Source organism: Bartonella sp. CL162QHHD (genome assembly GCF_042195435.1).
Classification (GTDB): Bacteria; Pseudomonadota; Alphaproteobacteria; order Rhizobiales; family Rhizobiaceae; genus Bartonella.
The window spans coordinates 1-19688 of record NZ_JBHIOG010000061.1; the positions used below are offsets into that span (position 1 = coordinate 1).

A 19688-nucleotide genomic window follows, 5' to 3' on the forward strand; every position below is an offset into this window, starting at 1 on the left:
TATTAGCACCAAAGCTAAAACAGCCAAATGATAGGAACCGGGTGCCTATTAATAAAACAATCCCTGCCGAAATCAAGCGAGGAGACAGATGAAAACAAAACAAGCAAAACCAGTGAAAGCCGAACAACTTAGAAGTTATTACGAAGAAAGCCGTGGCTTAGAACGTGATCTTATCAATGAATTTATAAGGTCGCGCAGAACGGCATGGCGTGTCGCGAGTACTGTGGGTCTTTTTGGCTTATTCGGTATGATATGTGGAGTTGTTGGATTTTCTCAACCAGCTCCTACTCCCTTAGTATTGCGCGTTGATAATACGACGGGTGCAGTTGATGTTATCTCAATCATGCGTGAACACGAAGAAAGCTATGGTGAAGTTGTAGATAGGTATTGGCTAAACCAATATGTGCTTAACCGCGAAACTTACGACTACGATACCATTCAACTGAACTATGACACAACAGCACTTTTAAGTGCGGCATCTGTTCAACAAGAATATTATAAAATCTATGATGGAGAAAATGCACGGGACAAAGTGCTTTCCAACAAAGCACGTATCACAGTTAAAGTACGATCAATCCAGCCTAATGGACTCGGTCAAGCAACTGTACGTTTTACGACTCAGCAACTTGACAGCAACGGTGCTGCTACTGGACCAAAGCAGCACCAGATTGCAACAATTGGTTACACCTATATCGGTGCACCCATGAAATCATCTGATCGATTGCTTAACCCCCTTGGTTTTCAAGTAACAAGTTACCGTTCTGACCCAGAAATACTGTTGAATGATTAAGGAATTGATTGTTATGAAAAAACTTGCGTTCGTTGTTCTATTGTCTTCGTTTTCTTCTCTTTATACGGTACCTGTGCAGGCGCTCAAAAGTCCATCAAATTCACAATATGATCACCGCATTCGCTATATAACATATAACGAAGCCGATGTGGTTCAAATTGAAACAGTTCTTGGTGTGGCAACACATATTATTCTTGAAGAAGGTGAACAGTATATAACTCATGCCTTTGGCGATTCTGAAGCCTATGCCTTTGCTCATAAAGGGCGGCATATTTTTATTAAACCAAAAGCAGAGCTTGCCAATACCAATCTCATCGTTGTAACTGACAAACGGAGTTACAAATTCCGACTACAGTTTCGGAATGACCGTGCGGGATCAACTTATGAATTGGCTTTCCATTATCCCGATTCAAACGATGAAAAGTCAGAAGAAAACAATCGACGCCTTGCGATTGAACGTGGTTTTCACCAAAGCGTCAACGGCTATAATCTCAGTTATACCATGAGCGGTCACCAAGATATTGCTCCGATAAATGCTTGGGACAATGGGCGCATTACTTATTTCAAATTTCCCGCTAACATGGATATGCCATCGATTTATGTCGTAGATGCTGAAGGCAATGAAAGCTTAATACCACGCACCGTTATCGGCAGTTCTAATGATATTATCGCCGTTCATAAGGTCAATCCTAAATGGCTCATACGGCTTGGTAAACGCGCTCTAGCTGTTTTTAATGAAGCCTATGACCCCAATGGCGGCGTACCAAACACAACAGGGACAGTATCTTCGGTGGTTTATCGTATCAATAAAGGAGGAAAATGATGTTTGACAATAAGGAAGGAGAGGGAAAAGGTACAAAACTGGACAACGTCGAGCAAAAACATATTGAAGGTGCCTATGGAGGGTCCGAACTAGGTTCTGAACGTCGTCCGACAATTCCAGGTACCCGTGCATTGTTAGTGGTAGGACTTATTGTCATAGTAACGATACCGATTGCATTGACTTGGAAAGCTTTTACAATGCGTAATACCGTGGAAGTTGAGGAAGAAAAACCACAACAAATAGTACAGCAAATTATACCAAACTACGTCCCTCGGATTATAGAAGAGCCAAAGACTGTAGAAGAAGCAGAAAAATCAACACAAATAGAAGATTCAAACCTAGATATTCCACCGGCCTTGAGTAAGCTTCTTCAAACAGCCATTCCTCCACATATGCTCCAAGATTCTGAAGAATTAGCACGCAAACGTATGCTCAGTTCTAGCCTTAACAACGGTGGTAGCGAAGGATCTACAGATACGAATAATAAAGCATCGAATAATGATACAGGTAATGGCGTATTATTTGATAACCTTCAGCCCGTACGTTTAGGTCAATCACATGCGATGCAACTTCGTAACCGTGACTTTTTGATTACACAAGGAACGCAAATAGATTGTACGTTAGAAACAAAGATCATTACATCACAACCCGGAATGACGACGTGCTATTTAACACGCGATATTTATTCCACAAGTGGACGTGTTGTTTTGCTTGACCGTGGTTCTAAAGTCGTTGGTTTTTACCAAAGTGGCATACAACAAGGACAAACGCGCGTGTTTGTGCAATGGTTACGCATCGAAACGCCTTCTGGTGTTGTTGTCAATCTTGACTCACCAGGCACAGGTCCTCTAGGTGAAGCGGGTATTGGTGGCTGGGTTGACAGACATTTTTGGGAGAGATTTGGTAGTGCAATTATGGTAAGCATTATCGGTGATTTAGGAGAATGGGTAAGAGGAAAAGTTAATAAAAGCAGCAAAGAAAATAAAGAGAATTCACAAAATAAAGATGCTCAGAATGCTGAATCTATAGCAATCGATGTTCTTCAAAATTCCATCAATATCACACCAACACTTTACAAAAACCAAGGCGAACGAGTAAATATTTTTGTTGCTCGTGATCTGGATTTCAGCAATGTCTACAGTCTCGTCACACGTTAACCCGATACAGAAAGATCAAGCAGTTTTTCAGCTTCTGCAACCGCTTGATTGTTTCTTAGAAGATCCCACGATCACTGAATTATCGATTTGCCGCCCCTATGAAGTATGGACGAAAAGCTTTAAGGGTTGGCAAGTACATAGCGTACCAGAGTTAACAACCACTTTTTTGCAAACGCTTATTACAGCTATTATCGTTTATAACGGTATGGCTCCCAGAAGTATTAATTATGTGCTCTTGCCTGGTGGACAACGTGGTACAATTATACAAACACCAGCTGTTGTTGATGGTGCTCTTTCCTTTGTAATTCGTAAACATTCTCTTGTAGTTAAGACGTTAGAAGAACTCAAAGAAGAAGGGGCATTTGACGATTTTTCTGATGTAAGTTTTAATAAGCCTTCAGCAAAAGAAGCCAATAACTTGTTATCGAAGCAGGACTTCACACGGTTGGAACCATTTGAAGTTCAACTTTTGCAACATAAACGTGATGGAAAAATTCTTGAATTTTTACAAGAATGCGTCCTTCACAAACGCAACATTATTATTGCAGGTAAAACAGGATCTGGTAAAACAACATTTGCCCGCTCTTTAATTGAAAAGGTTCCTGTAGAGGAGCGTATTATCACAATTGAAGATGTTCATGAGCTTTTTCTACCCAATCATCCCAATCATGTACATATGATTTATGGTAACAATGTAGGCCGTGTTTCAGCTGAAGAGTGTCTAGATGCGTGTATGCGTCAGTCGCCCGACCGAATTTTTCTCGCTGAATTGCGAGGCAATGAAGCATGGGAATATCTCAATTCGCTCAACACTGGCCATCCCGGATCGATTACAACGACGCATGCCAACAGCGCTTTGCAGACATTTGAACGATGTGCCACCTTGATTAAAAGATCAGAAGTTGGCCGGCAACTCGAGTTAGAAATGATAAAAATCGTTCTCTATACAACAGTTGACGTAGTGTTGTTCTTTAAAGATAGAAAACTCTCTGAAGTCTTTTACGACCCAATTTTTGCTAAATCAAAAATCGCTTAAGGGGAGCTTCCTCTCTCGGTAATATGATACAAACAAACAATAGCCGTAACTAATTGTTACGGCTATTTATTTAACTTTTCCTATTCTCTTTTCTTTTCCAATGGATCTTCTACACTCTTCATGAATAAAAGAAGAAAAAAGTTAATAGACAACAACTCTACGAGAAAACCAAATTATACATAAGGCTCTCTCTATTCTCTTACCTTTGATCATTCTTCCCATTTATCTTTTGAAAAAGTATGTTTAATGCAAAAAAATAGCTATAAAATAAATATTTCAACAAAAGAAAAGAAGAAATTTTGATTCGCATATCAATGAAAGCTTCGTAAAACAGGTCCTTTCAATCATAATAAATAATTATCGTCAATCAAGACCAAAACTTATCGTTTAAAAATTCTAAGCGCTATTTTCAAGTGATTAATAAATATGTTTTTTCACCAAACAATCTCCAGATACGGAAAACCTCATACGAAATAAACTATCATTTCGATTTAGCATCCATAAACCACATTCTATTTGGTAATAAAAAGTATAGTGGCATATCGACGTCTTCTTCGGACGAAGAAAGATTCTTAACCTACGGCTGTTCGTAAACAACTAAATTTCTCTTAAGCAAGCTTTGCTAACCATATCACGTAGCTTATGTCCCCATCCTAAAGAGGATATCCATAGACTACACAGGTAAGCTCTACTCTCTGAATATTCCTGCTCTCTTCTCTGCACCTCAAAAAGCAAAAATTCCTAAAAGCACAGATATACAATCCCTCTTCTTAAGCCACGTCACATTGATTTATAAAGAGTGTTCATTATTTTGCGTGTTGGATAAAAGATCTTAGTACCGTAAGATTCTCTCATTTCAAAGCTGTCTATTAACCAAAACCATGCTCTTGCACATTACAAGCGAATAAAGCCGTATAGAATGAAACTGTACAAAAAAGCACTAAAAATACCTTTTATAAACCATCCAAAATGCCAAAAACTGTCGCAACATTGGGAGTTTGCAAAGTGTCTAATGGCACCCAACTTTCTCTTTTATGAAGTGTAAAAATGGAGATGCTCTATAAATTTTATATTATTCATCGGAGCTTTACCATTATACCATCCACGAGCACTGTCGCGAAATGAGCTGGGGGCTCCTTAAAGAAAGGTTTCTTTAAAACAAGCGCATAAATTGACAAGCCAGGTGTATTTGGGTTGGGGCGTTCTGTTTTGTATAAGGATTGTGATCTTATTAAAAAACGAGAGAAACAAAAGCGTGAAGCAATGCATAATCTCTATTATTTAAAAGACATTACTCTAGATACTTTTGAAAGTCATAAAACTGAACTAAAAAATGACGGCAAAATAGAAACTGGTTTGCACCTTTACAGCTTCATATTCTCCTCAAATTAGGAGGCTGTATACCGATTTCAAAGATTACGCCAACGAGAGATACGTAATACTCTTAACTCCCATCTGATAAGTAAAAGCTGCAACAGCAAAAGCTTTTTTAGAAAAACAACGCCATAAAGTCATTAATGAACAGGCAATGAATTGGAGAAATGTTCCAGATTTTTATCAAACACTCTGCAAAGCAACAATAATGATACAACTGGCTTTGCGTCTGCTTATTCTTACAGAGGTTTCTACCATCCCTTGCATCAATTCGTGAAAATCAGATTGAAGGGGATATATGGACAATTCTTGGCTTGAGAATATAAAAGGTCTGCGTAATACTACAGGAGATTTCAGCATACCCTTATGATCAGAAGCATTAAAAATTTTAAAACAAGCGTGCTTGTTTTTTCGCAATGATTTCTTTTTTCTGCAACCGGTCGTGGTCCTTATTAATGTGAGTTTCCTATCACAATATATAAGAGAGATTAGTCTGAAAACCTGTCCACGTAAATTTCGCTCTAGTTTACGTAATTGGCTAACAGACTCCACCTATCACACCTCAAAGGGTGAAGCTTTTTACACGCACTGAGCTGCAAATTATCCGCCTCCTCGCCTAGCAGATTTCACCTTCTAACCACTTTAATTACCACATCCTAAATAAGATAGTGTTTTACAGCACAACAGAATAAATATCAAAACAATGACCGATTATACCGTTAATACTTGGACACCTCTCTTTCATGTTAAGAAATACCTTTTATGCTAAAAAATAAAATAAAAAACACTTTTACTGCTTAAATAACTTTCTTCAGCATATATACAAGAAAAAATGAAATCCCCTAACATAATAAATGAGACCTAAACCTAGAAACCTCTATTTTTTATAGATAAAAACATATAAAATCAAAACCTATGAAACTCATAAAAACACAACATGTTTTCTTTGATGATTGAATTCATTCAACTCAAACGAACCTATAAACATCCCTATTCCACATTCGCAACACGTGTTCTTAGAATTCTCACTAGCGTTTTCTAAATTTTTGGAAAAAACTATAAATTTTGTTTTTTAATGCGATTAACAATAAAATCTTTAAAATAAAAAATATGACCTTTATATATAATGCTTTTATCAAAAATTCCTAATCCATGAATATTAGCAATGTTTTCGATATTATAATAAATGTGTCGTAAAATGACGAACTGTCATAATAATCACTCTTGTGTATTTCATTTAAATAATTTACATGCGTTTAATATTTGTATCAGCATTTATTTTTTGTTCTATATTTATACAGAGTTATCATTTTTTATAAAAAATGATTAATTGAATCTGCATCAAAGTATAAATTATGATAATAATTTAATAAAAATAAAAACACATAACATATTGATTTTATTGTTTTTACATAGAACGCTATTTAAAGTATAGTCTACCCAAAAGACTATTGCCTTTTTAAAGGCAATAATAACTATGCTAACCGCCTCATAGAAGCCAATAAATTTTTAGAGATTAAGCCTCAAAGAGGCACAAAAAACACGCACAATTTTCTATTTTTCTTTTTACTGTTCGTTAAAAGGTCAGTTTTCAAAGATAATATTCAACTATGAGTTTTCTGCTCAGCCATTGCAAGAATTGCTTAACTTTTTAGGGATTACTTCACTTTTAGAATGATTATAGCTACTGCGCCCCCATAAGCAGCCGATCTTCTTTTAGAGATTTAATTGCTAAAAGGAGATACAATTTTCCACCTTGCGCTTTATTTTCATCAATCAGTAAATTTTCAAAGGCGGCGTTCAACCATGAGTTTTTTAATTTCAGCAATCGCTTTCGCTGGATTTAATCCCTTTGGACAAGTTTGCGCACAATTCATAATCGTATGGCAACGATAAAGGCGGAAAGGGTCTTCTAAATTATCAAGACGTTCACCACACATCTCATCACGTGAATCCGCAATCCAGCGATAAGCTTGAAGCAAAACAGCGGGACCCAAATAACGATCACCGTTCCACCAATAACTTGGACATGAAGTCTGACAACACGCACACAAAATACACTCATAAAGACCATCGATTTTTTGGCGATCGGAGTGACTTTGTAACCATTCTTTTGCAGGTTCAGGAGAAACTGTTTGTAACCAAGGCTCAATAACTCGGTGTTGCGCATAAAAGCGATTCAAGTCAGGAACCAAATCTTTAACAACCGGCATGGAAGGCAAAGGGTAGACTTTAATGGGGTGTTTTACATCATCCATACCTTTGGTACAAGCCAATGTATTGGTTCCATCAATATTCATCGCACATGAACCACAGATGCCTTCACGGCAAGATCGACGAAGTGTCAAAGTTGGATCAATATGGTTTTTAATAAACAAAAGCCCATCAAGAATCATAGGACCACAAGCAGAACGATCCACATAATAAGTATCTAAATGAGGATTTTCCTCATCATCAGGCGACCAACGATACACGTGAAATTCCGTCAGCTTTGTAGCACCTTCAGGTTTAGGCCAAACCTTTCCCGGTTTTACTTGAGAGTTTTTGGGAAGCTTAATTTGTACCATATTTCATTCTCCCCTTAATAAACCCGTTTTTTAGGTGCAATGCGCTTTAAATCGATCCCACCATCAGCTTCAGATGTTAATGGGTCCACATGGACAGGTCGATATGATAATGTCACCTTACCCTCTTTTGACAAATGTGAAAGCGTATGTTTACGCCAGTTTTTATCATCACGCTCTGGATAATCTTCACGAGCATGAGCGCCACGGCTTTCTAAACGTGCTTCGGCAGAATGAACAGTCATGATTGCATTCGCCATGAGATTTTCAAGCTCTAATGTTTCAACCAAATCAGAATTCCATATCAGAGAACGATCTGTGACTTTGAGATCCGACAATTCCCCCCAGATTTTATTCATCCGCTGACATCCTTGTTGCAAAGAATCTTCTGTACGGAATACTGCCGCATCTTCTTGCATCGTGCGCTGCATTTTTTCACGCAATAGAGCTGTTGGTATCGCCCCTTGTGCAAAACGTAAACGATCAAAACGCGCTATAATTTCGTCAACAGCTTCTTCATTGAGGGGTGGAATTTCTGCATTCCGATCAATAACTTCCCCCGCGCGAATGGCAGCAGCACGACCAAACACCACAAGATCAATTAATGAATTTGACCCCAAGCGATTAGCCCCATGAACAGAAGCACATCCTGCTTCTCCTACCGCCATCAGCCCTGGTTGAATACGATCAGGCGAATCAGCCGTTGGATTGAGAACTTCCCCGTAGTAATTGGTAGGAATCCCACCCATATTATAATGGACCGTTGGCAAGATGGGGATAGGCTCTTTTGTTACATCCACACCTGCAAAAATCCGAGCTGATTCCGAAATTCCCGGTAAACGCTCGTGCAAGATTGCAGGATCAATATGGTTGAGAACCAAATGAATATGGTCCTTCTTAGGTCCAACACCACGTCCTTCACGAATTTCAAGTGTGATACAACGCGAAACCAAATCACGTGAAGCCAAATCCTTAAAGGAAGGTGCATAGCGCTCCATAAAGCGTTCGCCTTCAGAATTGATTAAATAGCCTCCTTCACCACGAGCTCCTTCTGTAATTAAGCAGCCAGAACCGTAAATCCCTGTCGGATGGAATTGCACAAACTCCATATCCTGAAGTGGCAATCCAGCACGTGCGATCATTCCACCACCATCACCCGTACAGGTATGCGCCGATGTCGCGGAAAAATAAGCGCGTCCATAACCACCGGTTGCAAGAACAACCATTTTAGCAGAAAAACGATGTATTGTACCATCATCGAGATTCCATGCCACAACCCCCGTACAAACCCCATCCGTCATGATGAGATCGAGTGCAAAATATTCAATAAAAAATTGCGCATTATGCTTTAAGCTTTGTCCATAAAGCGTATGCAAAATGGCGTGGCCTGTACGATCAGCGGCTGCGCAAGTACGCTGAACAGGTGGACCTTCACCAAATTGTGTCGTATGTCCACCAAAAGGACGCTGATAAATTTTGCCTTCTTGCGTCCGCGAAAAAGGAACGCCATAATGTTCTAATTCATACACAGCAGCAGGAGCATTACGCACCAAATATTCCATTGCATCGGTATCACCCAACCAATCAGAACCTTTCACGGTATCATATAAATGCCACTGCCAATTATCAGGTCCCATATTTGAAAGCGATGCAGCAATTCCCCCTTGTGCTGCAACCGTGTGTGAGCGCGTTGGAAAAACCTTCGTAATACAAGCTGTCTTTAATCCTTGTTCCGCCATACCCAATGTTGCACGTAATCCTGCACCACCTGCCCCAACAACAACAACATCAAATTTATGATCTACAGTGCGATAAGGGGCGTTACCTGCTTTAGCGCCCAGAGATGATCCTGTACCCGCCATATTTGTTTAACCCCCTAATGCAATTTTCAAAAGAGAAAAAATAATGATACCACCTATGAGAAAACAAAATAAAATATTTAACGTCAAAAAGAATATCCGGAAACCTTCACGTGGAATATAATCTTCAATCACCACTTGCATACCAAGTTTCATATAATAAAGGACCGAAAAAGTCATCAATCCCATCAAAATAGCAACAATAGGATGTGCAAGTCTTGCACGCACAATGCTATAGTCCTTTCCCACAAGCGAAAGAATAAGAACAATAAAAAATATCAAAAGTGGTAGATTGATAAACCCTGTCAAACGTTCTAGCCAAAAATGCTCTGTTCCTTCATGAGCACTGCCACGCCCCCGTACTTTTCCAAGTTCCGTTCGAAAATCTTTTTTCATATCTCTTTTCACCCCCAGCTAAACAACGGTATATCCAATAATCCAAATCGCAAAAGTAACAATAAGAGAAATAAACACTGTCGCCCAAGCAGTGACTGTTGCCTTTTCTTTTGCCAAAAGGCAAGGTTTCAGATCCCAAACAATGTGGCGAACACCACCAACCATGTGATGAACCCCTGCCAAAGTATAAAGAAACAAAATACACAATCCAAACCAAGAACTATAAATCTCGTGGACCGTTCTGAATGCCTCCTCCCCGCACGCAATAGCAATTAACCAAACAGCAAGAAAAACCGTTCCAATATAAAGTGCCATACCCGTAATGCGGTGTGCAATGGACATAGCCATAGTAATTGTCCAACGATAAATACTTATATGAGGGGAACGAGGGCGCTCTTTTATCCTAGTTGTCTCTGTCATAAAATATCCTGACCTGGTTTTTACTGCAACCGCAATGAACGAGAAAGTTCGCGCAAAACGACTAAATATATTCTCTCGTTTTCACTTGTTTGGCATCTCAAGATACCGATACTACAGGTCGGTTGTCTCAAATAACGGATTAAAGGTCACGCATAAAAAAACCGATTACTCCACGGATATGATCCGCAAAACTTGCTTTAATCTAATACAATTTTATCTTCACGTCAAAGGTCTAACATCTTTTCTCAAATATAAACAGGCATTTTTTCAGATTAAACTTATCCTTTTGAGTATCCATGATATATGCAATGGTATCTTAAATTGCACCCATGATTAAGGATAAAAAGAGGAAAAAATTGATAGATTAAACATTTTTATGTCCCCTCCAAGCCTTTTAAAAGGCAAAACGAATCACGAAAGACACAAATAAGCGGCATAAAGCCGCTTTTGCATAAAGTTTAGCTGATATAATCTTTACTCAGCAACTTTCTTTTCAACATCTGTGCTGACAGATGCTGCTTCTACTTTCTCAATAACCTTTTCAGCTTTTTTCCGATAATCTCTCTTTTCAGCGATACGCGCAGCTTTACCTCTCAAACCACGAAGATAATAGAGTTTTGCACGGCGCACTTTACCACGGCGCACCAGCTCAACACCTTCAATCAACGGAGAATAAACAGGAAACACCCGTTCCACCCCTTCACCATAAGAAATCTTGCGCACTGTAAAGGTCTCATTCAACCCACCGCCTGAACGTGCAATACAAACACCTTCATAAGCCTGAACACGCGTCCGCGTACCCTCCGTCACACGCACCATGACACGAACTGTATCTCCTGGCTTAAAGGCTGGAAATTGGCGCTTTTCTTCAATTTTTGCACATTGTTCAGCTTCAAGTTGTGCGATAATATTCATTTCTTTTATCCTTCATGTTCTTTATCGAACAGTCAGAGCGCTCAACTCTTACCAAAAAAGCCTTTATTAAGAATAAAGAGCTCTTTAGGCTATGTCTTACACAGGAGCGAATACACCATTCCTTCATTTTAATTTTGGAACTACAGAAAACCTTTTATAAAAAACTCTCTAAAAAGAGAGCCATGCAATACACTACCTTATCATATGAATCAAGTTTTCTGATGATTTTTATCATAACGCGCATAAAGATCAGGGCGACGTTGACGTGTTAACAATTCGGCTTGGCTTTGACGCCAATCTGCGATCGCTTTGTGATGACCTGAGAGCAATACAGGCGGAATACCCCGCCCTTCGAAAAGAGAAGGGCGTGTATATTGCGGATGTTCCAGCAAGCCATTTTCAAAACTTTCACACCTTGCAGAAGCTGCATTCCCCATCACTCCAGGCAGAAGACGTATAATAGCATCTAAGATAACCAATGCGGCTGTTTCACCCCCTGAAAGAATATAATCACCAATAGAAACTTCTTCTAATTCTCGTGCTTCTATGACTCGCTCATCAACCCCTTCAAAACGTCCACAAACTAACGTTACACCCGTATCACGAGCCAAGCTATGCGCGTAAGCTTGGTCAAAAGGGCGCCCACGTGGACTCATCAACAATCTTGGCGAATCCTGTGGACAACAATCAAGAGCCGCCGCCAATACATCCGCCCGCATTACCATACCCGCCCCCCCACCAGCAGGTTTATCATCAACGCTATGGTGTTTGTCTAAAGCAAAATCCCTAATCTGTACCGTCTCCAGTGACCAAATTCCGCGCTCTAAAGCTTGCCCTGCTAAAGAATACCCTAAAAAACCAGGAAACATTTCAGGATAAAGGGTTAAAACGCGCGCCTGAAACTTCATTTTATTTCTCATCCTTATTTTCTTAAACAGACTCTTAATAGCAAAAATAGCACAAACAAGATTTTTAACGCTATAGCGTTAAATTGAATCTCCTTGATCTGCGCTTTATTCAATACGATCCTTCTAAATACTTGCACTAAAAAAGACTCTAAAAATTCAGAACTATTTCGAGATAAAGTGCTTACAATATCTGCTCAAAAGTGCATTTTTAATATTTCCACACATTCCACTTTTTATTGACGAAATTTATCTGTTATTTTTTCCTTCATCTTTATTTTTAGATTCAAGCTATTTCCTTTTTATCATTGTCTCCCCCATCAATTAAACCAGCGGCCATGGGATCAACAACAAGAAAACCAGAATCCATACAAATTTCTGGTACCGCCGCCTTACTAAAGGGAATAAGGACTCTTTTACCTGTATTCAAACGTATTTCAAGCAAATCACCAGCCCCGAAATTAAAAAAACCACACACTTCACCTAAGATTTTTCCCCCACAATCTTGGACACACAAGCCTATTAAATCGACTTGATAAAACTCATCCTCCATCAAATCATCAATTAATTGATCACGCGTCACATAAAGGCGAATACCTTTTAAAGACTCAGCCGCATTACGATTTTCTATCCCTTTAAAACGTACAATCGCCTTATTTTTTTGTATGCGAAGAGTTATAATTTCATAAGAACGCCCCATATCATCATAAAGAGTGCTGTAAAACTTAAAACGCTGTGGCTCAGCACTTAGAATTTTAACAAAAACATCTCCTTTTATACCATGAGGCATACCAATAATGGCAAGATAGACTTTATTTTTAAGCTTTTCTTTATTATACTTCATACGAAAATATTATCTCTCAAAAATGAACCCTTCAATCTTATAGTTTTCTATTCAATCTTGTTGCCATATGAGACAATCTTCTAAAAGACCTTTCTTGGTAACAAAAACAAATTAATAAAGGAGAAAGTCTTATGGCAAATATTATGCTATTTTACAAAGATATCACGCCAATCAACAAAGTTTCCCATAAAAATCTAAAATTTGCTCCTCCAAGTGATATGTCTTTTGCCAAGGATACTCACTGGGTTCCTTTAGCAAGTACTGAATATTTTCAAGCAGCACTAGACTATCCTATTTTATTTATGTGCGCCGAAGATGAACAAAAAAAACGGCACTACACATCCGCAGCTCTTGTCGGCCTTTCTAATGACGAAAATGACTATATCGCTTCTGATAAAAGTTGGAAAAATAATACTTATGTTCCTGCTTTTGTCCGTCGCTATCCTTTTGTTTTGGCACAAATTAGCAATGAAAAAGAACTTTCTGTTTGCTTTGATCAACAGTCAGGTATGTTTAATGAAGTTGCAGGAACAGAACTTTTTAATTCCGACGGCTCTATTTCTCCTTTTATGGAAGAACGTATTCGTTTTCTTGAAAGTTTTAAAATCGCTATGGAAAAAACCTCTGAGTTTATTGATGCTCTTGTAGAAATGGATCTTCTAAGCCAAAAATCTATCAATGTGAAAAACGATAAAGGTCTCTCAGCTCAATTAGAACATTTTTGGGTTGTTGATGAAGAAAAATTGAATAAATTATCAGCAAGCCAACTTGCCAAACTTCATAAAAATGGCTTTTTAGGATTAATTTTTGCGCATTTGATGTCAACGCACAATCTTGTGAAAATACTCTCTCTCAAAGGTGAAAAGCAACTTATCAATCGTGAAGAGCAACCCCAAAACAAGAATGGTCATTCTAACGATGAAAAATCTAAAAAGAAAGAAACTCTCAACTAGATAATGCCTATCAAAAACGACAAGAGAAAAGATGAAAATATTCCTCTCATTCCAGCAGACCATGCAATTTTAAACGCAAGGAAAAATTGGTTAGAGTGTCTTACCCAAACACGTCGTATGTCAGCACAAACAGTGCAAGCCTATGAACGTGATACGCGGCAATTTTTGTCTTTTCTCTGTCAACACTTAAGTCATACACCAACCCTTACAGATCTTGCTCATTTACGCATCAGTGACTTGCGTGCTTATCTTGCTTATCGGCGTACAAACAATGTAAGTGCTCGTTCTTTAAGCCGCGGAGTAGCAGGCATCCGTTCTTTTTTCAAGTACCTATCACGTGAAGGAATCGTCAATGTTCCGGCGGCTCAACTTATCCGAAGCCCCAAACACCCAAGATCGCTCCCAAAACCTTTAGCGATCAAATCAGCACTTCACATAGTCAAACAAGAAAACCAGCTAGAAAATGAACCTTGGATTAGCGCTCGTAATGCGGCTGTCCTCATGCTTCTCTATGGCTGTGGAATGCGAATATCAGAAGCCTTAAGCCTCACACCAGAACAATTTTCTGATCCTGAAAAAACAAGTTTATTTATAACAGGAAAAGGTGGAAAAACACGCCTTGTTCCTCTCATCAAAATTGTTTACGAAGCTGTACAAAATTATCTCAAATGTTGCCCATATCCTTTAGTGGATAACCAACCCATATTTCGCGGGGCACGAGGCGGTCCCCTACAGCCCGCCATTATTCAGAAAACTGTACGCAACTTACGAGCAAGCCTTGGTTTACCAGAAACTGCAACGCCTCATACACTGCGCCATTCTTTTGCCACCCATCTTTTATCACGGGGGGGAGATTTGCGCACGATTCAAGAACTTCTTGGGCACGCTAGTCTTTCCACCACACAAATCTATACCCATGTCGATACAGACCATTTGTTAAAAATTTATCAAAAGGCCCATCCCCGTTCCTAAAAGTGTCTCATCAAAAAATTAGAGTGTTTCAACCTCAAGTGCCAAAGCATGGACACAAGTAGCTAACTCTTCTTGTAAAACTTTATAAATCGCTCGATGTATTTCTACGCGTGTCATATTAGAAAAAGAAGAAGATAAAATTTTCACTCGAAAATGTGTTTCTCCTTTACCATCAAAAGCATGTTCATTATGAGAATGCCCCTCATGAAGATGACTTTCGTTAATCACTTCAAGCTTTTGCGGATGAAAAGCATCCTGAAGCTTTCTCTGGATTATTGTTTCTATAAACATTTTTCATTCCTCAAACAAAATGAACGTGCCAAAATACACCTTTTTCATAATAGAATAAGTGTGAAAACAAATTTTTCAAAAGTCAATTCTTGTAAAATTAATCAATTTTGCATAAACCAATAATATGACAATAACATCTAAATTATTCGATTCAATTCGCATAAGCTCAAATAAAAAACAAAACGCTGAGCCAGAAGCACAACAGTGTCAGTGGGAAGGTTGTGAAAAAACAGGGGCCCATAAAGCACCAGCAGGTCGAAATCACGAAGGACAATATTTATATTTTTGTATTGAACACGTACGCGCCTATAATAAAAATTTTAATTACTTCTCTGGTCTTAGCAATAAAGATATCGCAAAATTTCAAAAGGATGCTCTCACAGGACATCGTCCGACATGGCCTACAGATCTGAGCAATGGTACATCGAAAAAAACAGCCGCTAATTATGCAAAGATTCGCTCTGGAACAGCTGCCTATCAAAATCGTATGCGCGATCCCTTCACGCTTTTTACTGGGCAGCATTCAAGCAATAAATTCTCACGAAAATTAAAGCCCTTAGAAGCAAAAGCTTTTGATACACTGGGACTACAGGCAAACGCTTCAGCAGAAGACATCAAAATGAAATATAAAGAGTTGGTAAAAAAGCACCATCCTGATTCCAATGGTGGTAATCGTGCTTCAGAAGAGCGCTTTCGTGATGTTTTACATGCTTATAATTTGCTAAAAAAGTCTGGTTTGTGCTGAAAACATGCGCTTATATGAGTCTATTTTCATTTAGACCATCATTATTTGCGCAAAATGTTACTTTTTTTGCAAAACATTATAGAATACGTAAAAAATCTTTCTTCAATATCTAAGGCTCTCATTATAGAGCATTGCATAAATACTCTAACTCTTGTATCGTTTCTAATGAATAAATAGCATCCTCTCCCTTCCAGAAACATAATGACAAATCTTACCGTTGAAAATTTGCCCGATATTACACTTTGTGCTCGCGATCTATTTCATATTGAAACAGATCTGAAAGTCCCTGCTTTTAGCACAAAAAGTTCCCATGTTCCTGATATCGATTCTGATTATCTTTTTGATCAGCAAACAACTTTAGCGATTCTCGCAGGTTTTACCTTCAACCGCCGTGTAATGGTTTCTGGCTATCACGGTACAGGGAAATCAACGCATATTGAACAAATTGCTGCACGTCTCAATTGGCCTTGTCTTCGCATTAATCTCGATAGTCATGTAAGTCGTATCGATCTTGTAGGAAAAGACGCTATCGTTTTAAAAGATGGCTTACAAATCACTGAATTTAAAGAAGGCATTTTGCCATGGGCTTATCAAAATAATATTGCTCTTGTTTTCGACGAATATGATGCGGGGCGTCCCGATGTTATGTTTGTCATCCAACGCGTTCTTGAAACCTCTGGAAAACTAAGCTTACTTGATCAAAGCCGAGTCATCTCTCCACACCCAGCCTTTCGTCTTTTTGCAACAGCAAACACCATTGGTCTTGGTGATACAACTGGTCTCTATCATGGTACCCAACAGATCAATCAAGCTCAAATGGACCGCTGGTCTATTGTTACGATACTCAATTATTTACCCCATGATAAAGAGGTTAATATCATTTGTTCAAAGGTCAAATCCTTTCAAACGACTGAAGGAAAAAAGATAATTTCACAAATGGTTCATGTTGCTGATATGGTACGCCAATCTTTTATCAATGGAGATCTTTCAACTGTCATGAGTCCACGTACCGTCATTACTTGGGCAGAAAATACAACGATTTTTCAAGATGTCGGCTTTGCCTTCCGATTAACCTTTCTCAATAAATGTGATGAACTCGAACGTGCCACTGTTGCAGAATTTTATCAACGCGCCTTTGGACAAGAGCTTCCCGAATCACTTATTCATGGTGTTTCGCCTTAAGGAATCTGTCACTCATGGCTACCGATATTGGCGACAACAAAAATCCGGCAAAAGATTCTTCCAACAACACTCTTAATATTGAAGCTTTTAAAAAAGCACTTTCCACCTGTATGCGTGCAATTGCAGGCACAAACAACCTTGAAGTTTCCTTTAGTCATAACCGACCATCTTTAAGCGAAAGTTGCGCGCGTTTACCAGAATTACCTCAATACGCAACGAATAAAGACATCACCATTACTCGCGGATTAGGTGATTCCATGGCTCTGCGCAAAGCATGGCATGATAACCGCATTCACATGCAATTTTCTCCACTAGAATCAGAAGCACGTGCTGTCTTTGATGCCTTAGAACAAACACGTGTTGAAGCAATTGGTACTTTAGCCATGGAGGGGCTTGCAAAAAATCTTGATATCATGCTCGCCGATAAATACAAAAGAGCCCATTATCATAAGATTAGCAACCAAAGTGAAGCCCCCATCCAAGAAGCAATTGCACTTTTATTGCGTGAAAAAATAACAAAGCGCGCAGCTCCAAGAGAAGCCGGTCCTGTCTTAGAACTGTGGCGTCAAGAACTCGAACAAAAAGCAGCAGCAGAACTCAATGAACTCCCACATCATATTTACAACCAACAAGATTTTGCACAGATTGTTCGCCAAATGCTTGTTACACTCAAAATGACAGTGCAACAAGCTGAAGCTTCTAACAGTGAAAACAATAAAAAATTAAAAAATGCGTGTGAACCTCAAGACCAAGGAGAAGAAGAGAGTAAAAACAAAAAACACGCTCAAAGTGAAGAACAAACCAGCACTGAACAAGAAAGTGATGTGCAAGATGACGGAAAAACACAAGCGACACAATCAAACAACAATGATCAAGATGACGGCGAGCAAAAAAATGGACCTTGGCAAGAAAAGCCGAGCAAACCCAAACACCTTTTTTCTGATTCGGAACAAATGGAAAGACTTGGCAATTATAAAATCTTCACCCGTCAATTTGATGAAATTTTGGAAGCAACAGATTTTTGTTCTGAAAACGAGTTAGATCACTTACGCCGTTATCTTGATAAGCAAATCAATCATCTCCAAAACATCGTTGGACGTTTAGCAAACCGTCTCCAGCGCCGCTTGATGGCGCAACAAAATCGCAACTGGAACTTTGACCTTGAAGAAGGATATCTTGATACAGCACGGCTTCCACGTCTAATTATTGACCCCATGCAACCCCTTTCTTTTAAAATGGAAAGCAACACCCAATTTCGGGACACAGTTGTTTCACTTCTCATTGATAATTCTGGCTCAATGCGCGGACGCCCCATTAGCGTTGCTGCAAGTTGTGCTGATATTTTGGCACAAACTCTTGAGCGTTGTGGTGTCAAAGTTGAAATTTTAGGTTTTACCACCAAAACTTGGAAAGGGGGCAAATCGCGCGAACAATGGCTTACCCAAAACAAACTCCATAATCCTGGACGCCTCAATGATTTATGCCATATCATCTATAAAAGTGCTGATACCCCATGGCGTCGCGCACGACGCAATTTAGGTTTGATGATGCAAGAAGGATTATTAAAAGAAAATATCGACGGAGAAGCTTTGATTTGGGCTCATCAACGCCTTTTATCACGGCGTGAACAACGTCGCATCCTCATGGTCATTTCTGATGGCGCTCCTGTTGACGATTCGACACTATCGGTCAACGCCAGCAATTATTTAGAAAAACACTTACGCGCAGTGATTCAAGAAATCCAAACACACTCCCCTATCGAACTCATTGCCATTGGAATTGGTCATGACGTCACACGTTATTATCAACGTGCTGTAACAATTATGAATGCTGAAGAACTCGCCGACGCCATAACAAAACAATTAGAAATACTTTTTAGTGATAAAAGGACTCATTTTCATAAGAAATAAACCTGCCTTAAATCAGCAACGATTACATTTAAAAAATTATCTCTATCATTAAACCATCGGAATTTGATGACTAACAACCTGAGAAGATAATCCCACAAATTGAATATCGAACTTTAAAGAAGCTTCTACTTTACTGGATGCATTATGAATCCTAAAAGAAATGCTCCAACCATCTTCAAAAATTATAATGAGTTTGTTTTTACTTTCTGGTTTTAGTGCAACTGATAAAACTTTTCTTGGAATTTTTCATTTACGTCCATATCCCAGAGTGCCATTCAAATTAAAAGACTGAATAATTACCCGTTTTTGTCTCGATCTTGTGTTATTTCATTATATTTAAATATTGAAATACACGTATATAGAAAAATATCTCCACTAGACATAGCTCTAAAGTGCTGCTCTCACAGAAAATATAATGCATAGACTTTCACCTTCAGTAACACAAAAAGATAAAAGTTGTATTTATTATACGCAAAAAAAGAATCATCCAAAGAGGATATTTTAAACACTAAGAATTATTTTATAAAAGAATCAGCATAAATGGATTCATAG

At 38.7% G+C, this 19688-nt stretch carries 18 protein-coding genes and 2 pseudogenes; 11 read left to right on the forward strand and 9 right to left on the reverse strand.

The genetic code is table 11. The features are described 5' to 3' along the window. The 6 genes and pseudogenes from ACFILD_RS05660 to ACFILD_RS05685 form a co-directional block, all read left to right on the forward strand. A pseudogene (locus tag ACFILD_RS05660) lies at positions 1-92 on the forward strand (TrwH protein); the annotation flags it as partial. Continuing rightward, positions 89-790 carry a virB8 family protein gene (locus ACFILD_RS05665; protein WP_273790051.1) on the forward strand — a complete coding sequence of 234 codons (702 nt, stop codon included), beginning with the start codon at positions 89-91 and terminating at the stop codon, positions 788-790. The pseudogene ACFILD_RS05660 and the gene ACFILD_RS05665, both read left to right, overlap by 4 nt. A 13-nt stretch (positions 791-803) precedes the next feature. Continuing rightward, the gene (gene virB9, locus ACFILD_RS05670; RefSeq protein WP_273790052.1) at positions 804-1613 is read left to right on the forward strand and encodes a P-type conjugative transfer protein VirB9; all 810 of its coding nucleotides are present in this window, start codon (positions 804-806) and stop codon (positions 1611-1613) included. Further along, positions 1613-2770 carry a type IV secretion system protein VirB10 gene (gene virB10, locus ACFILD_RS05675; RefSeq protein ID WP_375659826.1) on the forward strand — a complete coding sequence of 386 codons (1158 nt, stop codon included), beginning with the start codon at positions 1613-1615 and terminating at the stop codon, positions 2768-2770. The genes virB9 and virB10 overlap by 1 nt, the downstream gene beginning before the upstream one ends. After that, positions 2745-3806: a P-type DNA transfer ATPase VirB11 gene (gene virB11, locus ACFILD_RS05680; protein ID WP_273790054.1), complete on the forward strand. Its 1062-nt coding sequence runs from the start codon at positions 2745-2747 to the stop codon at positions 3804-3806. The genes virB10 and virB11 overlap by 26 nt, the downstream gene beginning before the upstream one ends. 1121 nt (positions 3807-4927) lie before the next feature. Then, a pseudogene (locus tag ACFILD_RS05685) lies at positions 4928-5733 on the forward strand (integrase); the annotation flags it as partial. 1234 nt (positions 5734-6967) lie between these two features. Here the strand turns inward: ACFILD_RS05685 and ACFILD_RS05690 are convergent. From ACFILD_RS05690 to rimM, 7 genes are all read right to left on the reverse strand, one after another. Next, positions 6968-7747, reverse strand: coding sequence for a succinate dehydrogenase iron-sulfur subunit (locus tag ACFILD_RS05690; protein WP_273790055.1), 780 nt, complete (start codon positions 7745-7747; stop codon positions 6968-6970). 14 nt (positions 7748-7761) lie between these two features. Further along, positions 7762-9606, reverse strand: coding sequence for a succinate dehydrogenase flavoprotein subunit (sdhA, locus tag ACFILD_RS05695; protein ID WP_273790056.1), 1845 nt, complete (start codon positions 9604-9606; stop codon positions 7762-7764). A gap of 6 nt (positions 9607-9612) precedes the next feature. Further along, positions 9613-9999, reverse strand: coding sequence for a succinate dehydrogenase, hydrophobic membrane anchor protein (gene sdhD, locus ACFILD_RS05700; RefSeq protein WP_273790057.1), 387 nt, complete (start codon positions 9997-9999; stop codon positions 9613-9615). 18 nt (positions 10000-10017) lie between these two features. Further along, a complete protein-coding gene (gene sdhC / locus ACFILD_RS05705; protein WP_375662794.1) occupies positions 10018-10419 on the reverse strand; it encodes a succinate dehydrogenase, cytochrome b556 subunit in 402 nt (133 codons plus the stop codon). A 474-nt stretch (positions 10420-10893) separates the two neighbouring features. Further along, positions 10894-11334, reverse strand: a complete 441-nt coding sequence (rplS, locus tag ACFILD_RS05710; RefSeq protein WP_273790058.1) for a 50S ribosomal protein L19 — start codon at positions 11332-11334, stop codon at positions 10894-10896. Positions 11335-11543: 209 nt separating this feature from the next. After that, complete coding sequence (gene trmD, locus ACFILD_RS05715; protein WP_273790059.1) at positions 11544-12242, reverse strand: tRNA (guanosine(37)-N1)-methyltransferase TrmD; 699 nt, start codon at positions 12240-12242, stop codon at positions 11544-11546. Positions 12243-12525: 283 nt separating this feature from the next. Further along, complete coding sequence (gene rimM / locus ACFILD_RS05720; protein ID WP_375637343.1) at positions 12526-13083, reverse strand: ribosome maturation factor RimM; 558 nt, start codon at positions 13081-13083, stop codon at positions 12526-12528. Positions 13084-13214: 131 nt separating this feature from the next. On the opposite strand from rimM, the gene ACFILD_RS05725 reads away from it, so the two are divergent. Beyond that, positions 13215-14036 carry a SapC family protein gene (locus ACFILD_RS05725; protein WP_375630713.1) on the forward strand — a complete coding sequence of 274 codons (822 nt, stop codon included), beginning with the start codon at positions 13215-13217 and terminating at the stop codon, positions 14034-14036. Between the two features lie 3 nt (positions 14037-14039). Continuing rightward, entirely contained in the window at positions 14040-15008 is a 969-nt protein-coding gene (locus ACFILD_RS05730; protein ID WP_375630711.1) for a tyrosine recombinase XerC, read from the forward strand. Between the two features lie 18 nt (positions 15009-15026). On the opposite strand, the gene ACFILD_RS05735 is transcribed toward ACFILD_RS05730, so the two are convergent. Continuing rightward, the gene (locus ACFILD_RS05735) at positions 15027-15299 is read right to left on the reverse strand and encodes a BolA family protein (protein WP_375622119.1); all 273 of its coding nucleotides are present in this window, start codon (positions 15297-15299) and stop codon (positions 15027-15029) included. Positions 15300-15423: 124 nt separating this feature from the next. Between ACFILD_RS05735 and ACFILD_RS05740 the strand changes: the two genes are divergently transcribed. The 3 genes from ACFILD_RS05740 to cobT all read left to right on the forward strand — a co-directional run bounded on the left by ACFILD_RS05740 (position 15424) and on the right by cobT (position 19136). Then, positions 15424-16044, forward strand: coding sequence for a J domain-containing protein (locus tag ACFILD_RS05740; protein ID WP_273790064.1), 621 nt, complete (start codon positions 15424-15426; stop codon positions 16042-16044). Between the two features lie 201 nt (positions 16045-16245). Beyond that, positions 16246-17226, forward strand: a complete 981-nt coding sequence (cobS, locus tag ACFILD_RS05745; protein WP_273790065.1) for a cobaltochelatase subunit CobS — start codon at positions 16246-16248, stop codon at positions 17224-17226. Between the two features lie 14 nt (positions 17227-17240). Continuing rightward, positions 17241-19136: a cobaltochelatase subunit CobT gene (gene cobT / locus ACFILD_RS05750; protein ID WP_375664876.1), complete on the forward strand. Its 1896-nt coding sequence runs from the start codon at positions 17241-17243 to the stop codon at positions 19134-19136. Positions 19137-19184: 48 nt separating this feature from the next. Here cobT and ACFILD_RS05755 read toward each other — a convergent pair whose 3' ends face one another. Further along, positions 19185-19379 carry a HaeIII family restriction endonuclease gene (locus ACFILD_RS05755; RefSeq protein ID WP_375630741.1) on the reverse strand — a complete coding sequence of 65 codons (195 nt, stop codon included), beginning with the start codon at positions 19377-19379 and terminating at the stop codon, positions 19185-19187. Positions 19380-19688: the final 309 nt, after the last annotated feature.

Bases quoted from the DNA above. Each gene is read 5' to 3' on its own strand.
- virB10 (WP_375659826.1), top strand. From the start codon at position 1,613: ATGTTTGACAATAAGGAAGGAGAGGGAAAAGGTACAAAACTGGACAAC.
- ACFILD_RS05740 (WP_273790064.1), top strand. From the start codon at position 15,424: ATGACAATAACATCTAAATTATTCGATTCAATTCGCATAAGCTCAAAT.
- trmD (WP_273790059.1), bottom strand. From the start codon at position 12,242: ATGAAGTTTCAGGCGCGCGTTTTAACCCTTTATCCTGAAATGTTTCCT.
- ACFILD_RS05665 (WP_273790051.1), top strand. From the start codon at position 89: ATGAAAACAAAACAAGCAAAACCAGTGAAAGCCGAACAACTTAGAAGT.
- sdhA (WP_273790056.1), bottom strand. From the start codon at position 9,606: ATGGCGGGTACAGGATCATCTCTGGGCGCTAAAGCAGGTAACGCCCCT.
- ACFILD_RS05730 (WP_375630711.1), top strand. From the start codon at position 14,040: ATGCCTATCAAAAACGACAAGAGAAAAGATGAAAATATTCCTCTCATT.
- virB9 (WP_273790052.1), top strand. From the start codon at position 804: ATGAAAAAACTTGCGTTCGTTGTTCTATTGTCTTCGTTTTCTTCTCTT.
- rimM (WP_375637343.1), bottom strand. From the start codon at position 13,083: ATGAAGTATAATAAAGAAAAGCTTAAAAATAAAGTCTATCTTGCCATT.
- cobS (WP_273790065.1), top strand. From the start codon at position 16,246: ATGACAAATCTTACCGTTGAAAATTTGCCCGATATTACACTTTGTGCT.
- ACFILD_RS05735 (WP_375622119.1), bottom strand. From the start codon at position 15,299: ATGTTTATAGAAACAATAATCCAGAGAAAGCTTCAGGATGCTTTTCAT.
- virB11 (WP_273790054.1), top strand. From the start codon at position 2,745: ATGTCTACAGTCTCGTCACACGTTAACCCGATACAGAAAGATCAAGCA.
- rplS (WP_273790058.1), bottom strand. From the start codon at position 11,334: ATGAATATTATCGCACAACTTGAAGCTGAACAATGTGCAAAAATTGAA.
- ACFILD_RS05690 (WP_273790055.1), bottom strand. From the start codon at position 7,747: ATGGTACAAATTAAGCTTCCCAAAAACTCTCAAGTAAAACCGGGAAAG.
- ACFILD_RS05725 (WP_375630713.1), top strand. From the start codon at position 13,215: ATGGCAAATATTATGCTATTTTACAAAGATATCACGCCAATCAACAAA.
- cobT (WP_375664876.1), top strand. From the start codon at position 17,241: ATGGCTACCGATATTGGCGACAACAAAAATCCGGCAAAAGATTCTTCC.
- sdhD (WP_273790057.1), bottom strand. From the start codon at position 9,999: ATGAAAAAAGATTTTCGAACGGAACTTGGAAAAGTACGGGGGCGTGGC.
- sdhC (WP_375662794.1), bottom strand. From the start codon at position 10,419: ATGACAGAGACAACTAGGATAAAAGAGCGCCCTCGTTCCCCTCATATA.